Origin of the sequence: Companilactobacillus sp. HBUAS56275 (assembly GCF_036913655.1) — a bacterium.
Lineage (GTDB): Bacteria > Bacillota > Bacilli > Lactobacillales > Lactobacillaceae > Companilactobacillus > Companilactobacillus pullicola.
Genome location: NZ_JAYKKK010000004.1, coordinates 188,218 through 200,607, shown reverse-complemented (window position 1 = coordinate 200,607; position 12,390 = coordinate 188,218). Strand labels below are relative to the sequence as shown.

Here is a 12,390-nt window from a genome sequence, read left to right as displayed (position 1 = left end):
AATAAACATGGCTTTATCAGATATCGAAATAGCAAATCAAGTAAAGATGGAACCAATCGAAGACGTCGCTAAAAAGATTGGAATTGAACGCAAAAACCTCTCACTTTATGGCGACTACAAGGCAAAAATCACAATTGATGATGAAGAATTAGAAAAAGCACCTAAAGGTAAGCTGATTTTAGTTACGGCCATTACCCCAACTCCAGCTGGTGAAGGTAAAACAACTGTTTCTGTTGGATTGGTTGATGCTTTAGCTAAACAAGGTAAAAAGGCCGCAATTGCTGTTCGTGAACCATCGTTAGGACCGGTTTTCGGTGTTAAAGGTGGAGCTGCCGGCGGTGGTCATGCCCAAGTTGTACCAATGGAAGATATCAACTTACATTTCACAGGTGATTTCCATGCTATCGGCGCAGCTAATAATCTTTTGGCAGCCATGTTAGATAACCATATTCATCAAGGAAATGCTTTAAGAATCGATACTCGTCGCATTACTTGGAAACGTGTTGTTGATATGAACGATCGTCAATTACGTCACATCGTTGATGGACTTCAGGGCCGTGTTAACGGTGTTCCTAGAGAAGATGGTTATGACATCACAGTTGCTTCTGAAGTAATGGCAATTCTTTGTTTAGCCAATAATATTACGGAGTTAAAGGATAAATTACGCAAGATTATCGTAGGTTATAACGAAGATAATGAACCAGTTACAGCCGGTGATTTGAAGGCCGAAGGTGCAATGACCGCGTTGCTTAAAGACGCTATTCATCCAAATATCGTTCAAACTTTGGCACATACACCAGCATTCATTCACGGTGGACCTTTCGCTAATATTGCTCATGGATGTAACAGTATCTTAGCAACTAAACTAGCTTTGACACACGCTGACTATGCAGTTACAGAAGCTGGTTTTGGTGCTGATCTAGGAGCTGAAAAATTCATCGATATCAAGTGTCGTCTATCCGGACTAAGACCTGACGCTGTGGTTTTAGTGGCAACAGTACGTGCTTTGAAGATGCATGGTGGCGTTGATAAGAAAGAATTAGGACCTGAAAATGTTGATGCTGTAATAAAAGGACTACCAAACTTAGAGAAACATCTTTCAAATATTCAAAATGTTTATGGTCTACCTGCAGTTGTAGCTATCAACAAGTTCCCAACTGATACAGATGCCGAAATTGATGCTATCAAACAAGCTTGTCAAAAATTAGGCGTAGACGTTTCTCTATGTGACGTTTGGGCTAAAGGTGGCGACGGTGGTAAAGAGTTGGCTGATATGGTTGTTGAATTAGCTGACAAACCAAACAATTTCCAATTCGTTTACGACGATGAAGATTCAATCGAAGAAAAAATGAATAAGATCGTTCAAAAAGTTTATGGCGGAACAGGAGTTGAATTCACTCCTAAAGCTAAGAAACAATTGAAACAACTAACAGATTTAGGATTTGCAAATTACCCAATTTGTATGGCTAAGACACAATACTCATTCTCTGATAATGCAAAATTGCTTGGCGCTCCAAAGGACTTCCCAATTACCATCAGTGAACTCAAAGTTTCAGCTGGTGCTGGATTCATTGTTGCTCTGACAGGAGCTGTTATGACAATGCCAGGATTGCCAAAATCACCAGCTGCAGAAAGAATTGACGTCGATGCGCAAGGAAATATCACAGGTCTCTTCTAGTGTTAATTTGACCACATTAACAGAAAATGATTATCAAGTGTCGAACTGGAGTGGTGGCAAAACTAAAGAACTCTATATGCGTCCACAGACCAGCAAATATTTAACTAACGATTTCGATTATCGTGTTTCAAGTGCCACAGTCGAACAGGATCAAACTAGGTTTACCTCTCTGCCAGGGTATAAAAGAATCATTTTGCCTTTGCATGGAGAGTTAGCTTTGGAACATACAACGCAGCGCGTTAATTTAGTACCTTATCAACAACATGCATTTGATGGTGGGGAAATAACTAACAGTTACGGCAGATGTACCGATTTTAATTTAATTTATCGCCGTAATTTTCATGGAGAAATTATTCCAGTCCGTCATCAACAAACTTTCGAGATGGATAAGGGAATAGATATTGTTTGTTATTTCTTAACTGACTGCACTTTTAAATATTCTGATCCAGTAGAATCTCTTCAAAAAGAACTTCATGCAAATGAAACTTTAATAGTTAATTCAGTCAAACAGAAATCAAAGCTGACTATTTCTAGCGATGAAAAAAATTCATCAGAAGTATTGGCACTATTAGTATTAATTGACAAAAATAGAAAAACTATCACATGAGTTCTCAAAAAAAGAGGTGCATATAAATGAATGCTGAAGAAAAAAATCTCGGTACGTCAGATGTAACCGCTTCCGAAATGGAAGATGCAGGGATGGAATTAGAAAAAGATAAATTTAGTCTTGGTGGAGCTACTCTTTACGGTATTAACGCTGTAATTGGTTCCGGAATTTTCCTACTCCCAAGAACAATTTATAAGGATTTAGGTCCAGCTTCACTTTTGGCCATGATTGTTGACGTGTTGCTCGTTTTGATGTTAGCAGTCTGCTTCGCCGAAGTTTCCTGCTATTTCTCTAAAAATGGTGGAGCTTTCCAATATTCGAAAGCAGCTTTTGGTAATTTTGTTGGATTCAACGTTGGTATCTTAGGATGGTTCGTTACCATCGTAGCTTGGGCCGCCATGGCCGCTGGATTTGCCAAGTTGTTGATTCAAACATTCCCATCGTTAGAGGGAAGAAACACATTGATCAGTATCTTATTAGTTTTATTCTTATCAATTATTAACAGTACTGGTATTAAGACTTCAAAGATATTCACGATTACGATTACTATCGCTAAATTGATTCCAATCGTAGCGTTCACATTATTTGGAATTTTCTTTATCAAACATGGCTTTAATGCAGGGAATTTCACACCGTTCTTACAATTAAATCCAGATATGTCGCTTTCAAAAGCGATGGCTTCAACATCTCTAACTGTTTTCTATGCTTTTATTGGATTTGAAGCCTTACCAATCGTTGCTGGTGAAATGAGAAATCCTAAGAAAAACGTACCAAAAGCTATTATTGGCTCAATCAGTGTCGTTTCCTTCTTATATTTTATGATTATCGCCGGAACAATTGCCATGTTAGGAACAGGAATTTTACAAAGTAACGCTCCTGTTCAAGACGCATTCTTCAAGATGATTGGACCTGCTGGTAAATGGATCATCTCTATCGGGGCCTTGATCTCAATTGCCGGATTAAACATGGGGGATTCAATGATGATTCCTCGTTACGGTGCTTCCATTTCCGATGAAGGATTACTTCCTAAAATTATCGGTAAGAAGAATAAAAAAGGTGCTCCAATCGTCGCAATTATTTTCTCAGGTTTAGTAACTGTTGCCTTTCTTTTGAGTGGATCATTCGAACAATTGGCAGAATTGAGTGTTGTCTTTAGATTCTTCCAGTATATTCCAACAGCTTTAGCTGTTATCTTCTTACGTAAAAAAGGTATGAATACTGAACCAGCCTTTAAATTACCATTCGGACCAGTTATACCAGTTATTTCAATCGTCGTAAGTATTTGGATGGTTGCAGCAGCTAACCCAATTAACCTAGTTGCCGGTGTGATTGGTGTTATTGTCGCTAGTGGTTTGTACTTCATTATGAATCGTGGTCGTCAACGCGAAGATGATGATGTTGATATTTCAGAAGATTAATAAAAAATATTATTAATGGGGGAACTAAAAATGGCAGATATTATTGTACTAGATGGGAACAGTTTAACTTTGGATGATGTTGTGGCAGTAGCTAGAGATAATGTCAAAGTGACAATTGCTCCAGAAGCTGAAGAAGCAGTTAATGAATCTCGTAAGATCATCGACAATATTGTTAAGGAAAAACGTGTTGTTTATGGTGTTAACACAGGTTTCGGTTCACTCTGTAATGTAAGTATTTCGCAAGAAGACACTGAACAGTTACAAGAAAACTTAATCAGAACTCACTCATCAGGTTACGGCGATCCACTTTCAGAAGATATCGTTCGTGCCATCATGTTGATTCGTGTTAATTCATTAGTTAAAGGTTATTCAGGAATTCGTTTAAGTACTGTAAAATCCTTGATGGGAATGCTAAACGCGGGCGTACATCCATTTATTCCTGAAAAAGGTTCATTAGGTGCTTCTGGAGATTTGGCTCCATTAGCACACATGGTTCTACCACTACTAGGTTTAGGTAAAGCTTATTATCAAGGCGAATTGCTACCAGGAAAAGAAGCAATGGAACGTGCAGGACTAGAAGTGATTCGTTTAAGTGCTAAAGAAGGTTTAGCTTTTATTAACGGAACCACCGTTCTAACAGCCATCGGTGCTTTGACAACTTACGACTCAATTGAATTGCTCAAGTTATCAGATATTGCCGGAGCTTTATCACTAGAAGTTCATCAAGGAATCTCCAGCCCATTTGAAGAAAATCTTCATACAATTCGTCCCCAAAGTGGTCAATTAGCAACAGCCAGAAACATTCGTCGTTTGGTTGATGGCAGTACATTAGTTGGAGAAGCAACACCAGATCACGTTCAAGATCCATATACTCTTCGTTGTATTCCACAAATTCATGGAGCAAGTAAAGATACGATTGCTTATGTAAAGAAGAAAGTTGAAATTGAAATCAATTCTGTTACTGATAACCCAATCGTTACACGTGACGGCAAAGTAATTTCAGGTGGTAATTTCCACGGTGAGCCAATGGCACAACCATTTGATTTCTTAGGAATCGCCGCTTCAGAAATTGGTAATGTATCCGAAAGACGTGTTGAACGCTTGGTAAATACACAATTAAGTAAGTTGCCATCATTCTTAGTTAAGTATCCAGGCTTAAACTCAGGATTCATGATTACACAATATGCATGTGCTTCATTAGCATCAGAAAACAAGATTTTGGCACATCCAGCCAGTGTTGACTCAATTCCATCATGTGAAAACCAAGAAGATTTCGTAAGTATGGGAACAACAGCTGCAAGAACAGCTAGAGATATCGTTAAGAACTCACAACGTATAGTTGCAACAGAAATTATGGCAGCTTGCCAAGCACTTGATCTAAGCGACCGCACAGGTGGATTAGGTAAAGGTACAAGACCTGCTTATGAAGTATTCAGAAAAGCCGTTGATTTCATCGAAAATGATAAAGATATTGAAATCTATGATGAATTAAACAAAGCTTCAGAAACATTAACAGACGGTAAGTTACTCGCAGCTGTAGAAGATGTTGTTGATTTGGATATTCAATTTGATTAGTTGTGATTAATATCAACTAATGTGGTGTTAAGTATGCCCGTCGTCCGAAGATTTCTGTCACCAACTATATTCTGTTTCTATTGATGTTCACTAAAATTGCAGTATTTGGAAAGTTTTTAATTTTATGTAATTGAATAGAATCTATGAATGTATCTAAGTTTCTTAGTAAGGATTGTTTTTACCATTCAATGTTTTGAAGAATAAAAAATAGAATAGGACATTAGTCCGGAGCAAAAATTGGAATGCGTTCAGCTATGAAATCATTGTAACCGGCTTTGCCGGTTACAATGAGGCCGACTTTGGAAATCCATTATTTTGCACGAAGTGTAAAATGATTAGTTCCAAATCGCGCCCATAGCGTTCCAACAGCATTCCAATTTTTGCGGAGGACGGCAAGCAACGATAGGTAATTAAGAGGTGAGCACGATGTTGCAAAAGCAAAGTGTATGGCAAGACATTGTTACCAAACTGACGGTATGTCTGATATATGCACTTTTGTACTCCGTAGCGCTGAATTTCTTTTGGCAACCAGGACATATTTATGCTGGTGGATTGACAGGTATTTCGCAGATCATTGTTACCTTAATTGACAAAGCAGAGACGATCAATCTACCTTTCTCAATCATTTATTATTTATTAAATATTCCAATGATTCTGTTGGCCTGGTTCAAGATCAGTCATAAGTTCGTTATTTTCACTGTCATTGCTGTAACTTTTGCCTCAATTGCTACATCAGTAGTGCCCAACATGGTATTGATCAAGGACCCAATCATTTGTGCCATCTTTGGTGGTGTTATCAACGGCTACTCTTTAGGATTGGCTTTGAAGCATGGAATTTCTACTGGTGGAATGGATGCTTTAGTCGTTACTTTGCGGCAATGGACCGGCCAAACAGTTGGCCTGATATCGATGGTTCTAAACGGCATGATTATTCTTGCCGCTGGATTCCTTTTCGGTTGGCCATATGCTTTTTACAGTCTAGTATCAATTTTTGTTAGTGGAAAAGTGACTGATTTGGTTTATGTTAAACATCGCAAGGTACAAGTAATGGTGATCACGCAAAAACCAGAAGAAGTTATCACGGCTTTACAAAAAGAACTGACACGAGGAATTACCGTTTTACCACAAGCCTATGGAGCATATAAGAATGCTACGCAGACAGTATTAATTACCGTAATTACGTTTTATGAAATGGAAATTCTCGATGAAATTATGAAAAAAGTTGATCCCAAGGCTTTCGTCAGTGTATCGCAAGACATCATGATTTTAAGTGAATTTAAGGAAAAAGATATTGTTTAAAAACCTCTTTAAATGAGGATGTCACAAATACAAATAAAATATCAGAGTAGAAAATGAAGCGTCAAGTGTCAAAAGATGGGATGTTGCTTTTGGACGAAGGGAACTTTATCCACGGTTTCGTTTTCGCATTCGCTGCATATAATGTGTAGCAGCTCTAAAAGGAGATGCTCGAAGTGGATAAGAAGATTAGTGTTTACTCAATTTCAACAATGGGATTATTAGTTGCTTTGATGGTTGTGTTATCGCAGGTATTTGGTTTTGAAACACAATTGATCAAAATAACCTTTGATTTTATACCGCAAGTTGTTTTAGCAAGTTTATTTGGACCATTTTGGACTGGAATTTGTGCCGCCGTGGCTGATATCATTGGCGGAACTTTACTAGGTAAGGGAACATTCTTTATCGGCTTTACACTTAACTCATTTATTTCTGGGTGGTTGTACGGTAAGTTCTTCTACAAGAAGGAAATAACTTTGAAGAGTGCCTTTATCTGCGTGCTACTAAACACTGTTATCATCAGCCTTTTCTTGACACCACTATGGTTGTCGATCATGTACAATATTCCGTTTACTGATCCAAAATTGTGGGCCATCCGCTTGGTTAAAGCAGCTATCATGTTGGTCGTACAAACTGGGGTAATTGTTTTCTTCGGTAAAGCAATTCCATTCAAGACAATCGCCCACCGTTACGTTGCTAGATAAAAGGGGGAGTTAGGAATGGTTACGACGGGCAAACAAGCAATTGCATGGATCGATTCGCGTGTGAAGCATGGAAGTCGACCCGGTTTGATCAGAATTGAAGAATTGTTGAGATTAGACAATAATCCGGAAAAAGAGGTTCGTAGTATTCACATTGCTGGGACAAATGGAAAGGGTTCAACTGTGATGTATCTGCGCTGCTTATTGGAACAGAAGAATTTGACTGTCGGAACTTTTACCTCTCCTTATATCGAAAGTTTCTATGAAAGAATTTCTATCGACGGCCAAATGATTCCTGAAAATGACTTTGTAGAGTTATCAAATAGATTCATACCTTTAGTTGAACAAATGGATCAGTCAGAAAAATATTCTGGCATCACCCAGTTTGAAATTTTAACAGCAATGGCTTTCGACTATTTCAAAAATCGCGTGGATATTGCCATTATTGAGACGGGAATTGGCGGTTTGCTGGATAGTACCAACGTTGTACATCCTGAATTAGCAGCCATTACCACTGTGGGATTAGATCACACGGATATTTTAGGGGATACAATAGCTAAAATTGCCTGGCAAAAAGCTGGAATTATTAAAGAGAATGTTCCAATTGTCAGTGGCAATATTCCGGAAGAAGGACTAGAAGTTATTCAGGCTGAGGCTAATAAAAAGAATGCACCAAGTTATGTTTGGAAAAAAGATTACAAAACAGATTACTTAGGCTTTAAGGATCAATTTGAGATGTTCAACTTTCAAAACCAATACGCACAGTTCAAAAACTTAAAAACTCCATTAACCGGACATCAACAAGTTGAGAATGCGGCCGTAGCAATCGAATTATTCTATCTATATTGTCAAAAACATAACTATTCAATAAGTATCCAAGAGATTCAGACAGCATTATTGAAGGTACGTTGGCCAGCGAGAATGGAAGTTATCAGTCAAAAACCTTTGGTTATCATGGATGGAGCGCATAATCCGCATGCCATCAAACGTTTAAAGGACAATATTTTAACAGAGTATCAGGACTTTCATATTCACATCTTATTTTCTGCCATTACAACGAAAAATATTGATTCGATGTTGGAAGATCTGCTCACTATACAAAATGTCGATTTAACGTTAACAACGTTTGACTATCCTAATGCCTTACACTTAGCTGATTATCAAGATTTAGCTGATAGGATAACGATTGAACCTGATTGGAAGAAGGCTCTTGGAGAAAAGATGCAACAACTGGGTTCAGACGATGTGCTCTTCATTACGGGTTCACTTTACTTTGTATCAGGTGTTAGAGATCTATTGAAATGAAAAACAGACAGTAAGCAATCGGCTTACTGTCTGTTTTTTTTGAGTAAAATCATTAAATTTTTTATTTGTAATGTAAGCACTAATATCCCATTATTAAAGTAATAGTTCTTTTTTGAATTACCCTAAAAATAGTGGTAACATTATATAACTTTAATTTAAGAGGTTATTATGACAGATAAATCTATGGTTAATGAACTAGACGAAAAAAAGCTTGAACAGGCACATTTAAATGATGTGGTTGAGAAGATTAAAAAGTCTGAGAGCCAACTCCGTGAACATATGGAAGTTGCTGAAGAAGATTTAAAAGTTATCAATAATGCTTTTGATGACATTCATTTAGGCATGGATGGAGACTCGATCTCTATGGATGCTGCACTTTCCATTCATCAGCAACAACAGATGTTGGACGAAAGAAATAATAGTTGGCAACAATCCAAACAACGTTTGGGTATTTTGAAGAAGTTGGAAAAGAATCCCTTCTTTGCTCGACTTGATTTCCAAGAAAAAGGTGAACCTAAGAAAGAGACTGTTTATATTGGATTAAGTTCTTTTACCGATAAGAACGACCATTTCTTAGTCTACGATTGGCGTGCGCCAATTTCCTCAATTTACTACGATGGTAAGTTGGGCAAAGTCACATATATGACGCCAGATGGGGAACAGGAAGTTAATCTTTTTTTGAAGCGCCAATTTTTAGTTGAAGATGGCAAGATCAGGGCTTACTTTGATACACAAGAGACTATCGGTGACCAAATGTTGCTGGAAGTCTTAGATGGTAAATCTTCTACTCATATGAAGGGGATTGTTAAGACAATTCAAAAGGAACAAAACAAGATCATTCGTGATACTAAGTCGAAGCTCTTGTTTGTTCAAGGTGCCGCCGGTTCTGGTAAAACATCTGCTATTTTGCAACGAATTGCGTTCTTACTATATAGATACCGGGGAACGTTAACTTCTAGTCAAGTAGTCATGTTCTCACCAAACTCACTTTTCAACGACTATATTAAAGATGTTTTGCCTGAAATGGGTGAACAAAACATGGTCCAAATGACGTACAAACAATTCTTGGCACGTCGTTTGCCTAATCTGACTGTTGAAAGTTTGGCACAACAATTCGAAACGGTTGTTGATACGGAAAATAAGAATATCAGTAAATTTGTTTCCGACGTTGAATTCTTCAATATCATGACCAATTACAGTAAGTTGTTGGATCAAAGTGGGATGGCCTTTAAGGATATCAAATTCCAAGGCAAAGTTTTCATTTCTAAAGAAAAGATTCAAGAAATCTATTACAGCTATGGTCCTCAATATAATTTAGGTAATCGACTAGATGCGACTGTTGACCGTTTGATCAAATTACTTCATCGTAAGATCGGTGCTGAGATGCGTTCGAAGTGGGTCGCTGAAAGAATTGAGAACTTGAGTCAGGAACAGTTACAAGCACTCTATAGTACGGCTGATCAAGAATTCAAGAATGGCGATGAAGAGACAAAATTCTTAGCTCGTAAGATTGTTACTGCTATGTTGCAGGGTGTTTATAAGAATATTAAACGTTTGAGATTCCTAAATGTGGCAGCCAACTATTTGAATTTCTTAAAAGCTGTTCCACAAATTACTGATTTAAGTAAGTGGAATATTACCAAAGAACAATGGAAGGGTTATGTTGATAAATTTGTTAAGTCATTTACTGATAAGCAAATTTCAATGAACAATTTGAGCCCATACCTTTACTTATATGACTTAGTAACTGGTCGTCATGGTGAGCTTGATATGAAGTTTGTCTTTATGGATGAAATTCAAGATTACACACCATTCCAGTTGGCTTATATGAAATTCAAGTTCCCACGCGCTAGATATACCATGTTAGGGGATTTGAATCAGTCGATCTTTACAAAGAAGAACAGTCAAACTCTGCTTTCTGAAGCTCAAAAATTATTTGATGCTGACGAAACAAGAGTTGTTCAATTGGTTCACTCATATCGTTCGACAAAACAAATTACGGACTTTACAAAGGCAATTTTGACAAATGGTCAAAAAATCGAACCATTCAATCGTGATGGGGACTTGCCTAATATGTACTGTGCCCAAAATGAGCAAGATTCACTACAAGATGTTAAAACACAATTGGCTGAAAATGATAAGCAGAATTATACGACTGCGATTATTGCTAAAACTTTGGAAGATGCTGAGAACTTGCATAAGCAGCTCAAAGAAATCGGTGTTGAATCGACACTGATTCGCTCAGAAAACCAACGTTTAGCAGCTGGAACAATTGTCTTACCATCATTCTTGGCTAAAGGTTTGGAATTCGATGCGGTCATCATGTGGGATGCTTCAAAGGATAAGTTCTCTGAAGACGAACAACAATTAGTTTATACAATTGCTTCACGTGCAATGCACAAGTTGACCATTACATCGATTGGTGATTTTTCACAACTACTTCAACGTGTACCTGAAAAGTATTATCAATTGATGAAGTAACTGAAGGGTGCCGTCCTCCGCAACAAGAAAATTTGGCTGGAACGCCATGGGCCGACTGGAAGCTAATAAATTTGCACTCTGTGCAAATTCATGGATCTTCAAGCTCGGCCTTTACCTAAGCGATAAATCGCTAAGGTAAATCTCATGGCTGAGCCAATTTTCTTGTTGCTCCGGACTGAATAACGTGTTTTATCTTTATCTCACTTAACTTAGAAATTAAAATAGCGTTTATTCTTGAATGTTGGTCTCTACGTTTTCAGTAGGGATTGAAATTCAGAATAGACGCTATTTTTTGACGGCAATATTCTATTACTTAATCTTATAAGTTCTTTTCCAAATCGGCAATTAAACTTAGATTAATAGGTTGCCAATTAAGTTCTTTTTGAGTCAATTTACTATCAGCTGGAATGTCTAAACCAAAGAGATTATTTACATTGAATGCATCTTCATCGGATAGACTATCAAAATCAATATTAGGTTGTGATTCTAATGGTAAATTCAGTTTTTGGCTGATAACTTTTGCAATTTCAATGGTCTTTGTCTGGCCTTCACCTACTGCATTAAAGATATGTAATGAATGGTTGTCACTTAAAGCATAATCTAAGGCTTTAACAAATAATTTGGCTGCATCTTGATAATTGACTGCATTCCAACGATTCTGTCCATCACCGAAATAAGGAACTTTATCGGTCTTTTGTGCTTGGGCAATGATCATTGAAATGATTCCATAACGACCATTACCGTGAACTGATGGTGCTAAACGGACTACATAGGCATTAATACCTTGGTCTACTAATTCTCGGGCTAAAAATTCTGAGCGGCGAGGCATCACTTTTTCTACACCCTCAAAACCAGTATCTTTTTCTGTTAAAACGTGATTAGGATCAAGTCCTGCCGTTCCAGCGGTTACGATCAGAGGCCTATCAGTTCCATTCAATACTTCACCAAAACTTTCAATTGCTTGGGCATCAATACGACTAGCCTGAGCAAAATGTTCAAAGTCGTTGACGAAGCCTAAATGTAAAACAGCATCGGCGTTTTGGGCTGAAGTTTTCAAAGTATCTATATCTTCTAAAGTTCCCATTACTGGAACTCCACCCATTTTGGTTAGTTTGTCGGCACTTCTTTGTGATCGAGTTAATCCTAAAACTTCTATTCCATTATTGATCAGATCTTGGGCAACTAATGTCCCAATGTAACCTGTGGCTCCAGTCATAAATACACGCATTTAAAATACTTCCTTTTTACTAATTAATTTAAAAATTCATTGGTTTATCCTTAGAACGTGTTTATAATATAACACCGTAGAAATATTAAACCATGTATAAT

At 37.5% G+C, this 12,390-nt stretch carries 9 protein-coding genes and 1 riboswitch; of the genes, 8 read left to right on the top strand and 1 reads right to left on the bottom strand.

What is annotated here, in order from left to right:
- The first annotated feature begins 7 nt into the window (after positions 1-7).
- The 8 genes from U8526_RS09405 (at position 8) to helD (ending at position 11,061) form a co-directional block, all read left to right on the top strand.
- Complete coding sequence (locus U8526_RS09405; protein ID WP_334341704.1) at positions 8-1,678, top strand: formate--tetrahydrofolate ligase; 1,671 nt, start codon at positions 8-10, stop codon at positions 1,676-1,678.
- Positions 1,647-2,285 carry a HutD family protein gene (locus U8526_RS09400; RefSeq protein WP_334341703.1) on the top strand — a complete coding sequence of 213 codons (639 nt, stop codon included), beginning with the start codon at positions 1,647-1,649 and terminating at the stop codon, positions 2,283-2,285. Before U8526_RS09405 ends, U8526_RS09400 begins: the two co-directional genes overlap by 32 nt.
- 77 nt (positions 2,286-2,362) lie before the next feature.
- A complete protein-coding gene (locus U8526_RS09395; protein WP_334341804.1) occupies positions 2,363-3,703 on the top strand; it encodes an APC family permease in 1,341 nt (446 codons plus the stop codon).
- A 30-nt stretch (positions 3,704-3,733) separates the two neighbouring features.
- Positions 3,734-5,278 carry a histidine ammonia-lyase gene (hutH, locus tag U8526_RS09390; protein ID WP_334341702.1) on the top strand — a complete coding sequence of 515 codons (1,545 nt, stop codon included), beginning with the start codon at positions 3,734-3,736 and terminating at the stop codon, positions 5,276-5,278.
- Positions 5,279-5,704: 426 nt separating this feature from the next.
- Positions 5,705-6,577: a YitT family protein gene (locus tag U8526_RS09385; protein ID WP_334341701.1), complete on the top strand. Its 873-nt coding sequence runs from the start codon at positions 5,705-5,707 to the stop codon at positions 6,575-6,577.
- Positions 6,578-6,617: 40 nt separating this feature from the next.
- Positions 6,618-6,714: riboswitch (THF riboswitch) on the top strand.
- Between the two features lie 27 nt (positions 6,715-6,741).
- Positions 6,742-7,278 carry a folate family ECF transporter S component gene (locus tag U8526_RS09380; protein ID WP_334341700.1) on the top strand — a complete coding sequence of 179 codons (537 nt, stop codon included), beginning with the start codon at positions 6,742-6,744 and terminating at the stop codon, positions 7,276-7,278.
- A gap of 15 nt (positions 7,279-7,293) precedes the next feature.
- A complete protein-coding gene (locus U8526_RS09375) occupies positions 7,294-8,580 on the top strand; it encodes a bifunctional folylpolyglutamate synthase/dihydrofolate synthase (RefSeq protein ID WP_334341699.1) in 1,287 nt (428 codons plus the stop codon).
- Between the two features lie 168 nt (positions 8,581-8,748).
- Positions 8,749-11,061 (top strand): RNA polymerase recycling motor HelD, encoded by a 2,313-nt coding sequence (gene helD / locus U8526_RS09370; RefSeq protein ID WP_334341698.1) that lies wholly within the window; start codon positions 8,749-8,751, stop codon positions 11,059-11,061.
- Between the two features lie 319 nt (positions 11,062-11,380).
- On the opposite strand, the gene U8526_RS09365 is transcribed toward helD, so the two are convergent.
- Complete coding sequence (locus tag U8526_RS09365) at positions 11,381-12,289, bottom strand: SDR family oxidoreductase (protein ID WP_334341697.1); 909 nt, start codon at positions 12,287-12,289, stop codon at positions 11,381-11,383.
- Between the last annotated feature and the right edge of the window lie 101 nt (positions 12,290-12,390).

Coding starts and splice junctions, on each gene's coding strand:
- U8526_RS09405 (WP_334341704.1), top strand. CDS start 8: ATGGCTTTATCAGATATCGAAATAGCAAATCAAGTAAAGATGGAACCA.
- U8526_RS09400 (WP_334341703.1), top strand. CDS start 1,647: ATGCGCAAGGAAATATCACAGGTCTCTTCTAGTGTTAATTTGACCACA.
- U8526_RS09395 (WP_334341804.1), top strand. CDS start 2,363: ATGGAAGATGCAGGGATGGAATTAGAAAAAGATAAATTTAGTCTTGGT.
- hutH (WP_334341702.1), top strand. CDS start 3,734: ATGGCAGATATTATTGTACTAGATGGGAACAGTTTAACTTTGGATGAT.
- U8526_RS09385 (WP_334341701.1), top strand. CDS start 5,705: ATGTTGCAAAAGCAAAGTGTATGGCAAGACATTGTTACCAAACTGACG.
- U8526_RS09380 (WP_334341700.1), top strand. CDS start 6,742: ATGCTCGAAGTGGATAAGAAGATTAGTGTTTACTCAATTTCAACAATG.
- U8526_RS09375 (WP_334341699.1), top strand. CDS start 7,294: ATGGTTACGACGGGCAAACAAGCAATTGCATGGATCGATTCGCGTGTG.
- helD (WP_334341698.1), top strand. CDS start 8,749: ATGACAGATAAATCTATGGTTAATGAACTAGACGAAAAAAAGCTTGAA.
- U8526_RS09365 (WP_334341697.1), bottom strand. CDS start 12,289: ATGCGTGTATTTATGACTGGAGCCACAGGTTACATTGGGACATTAGTT.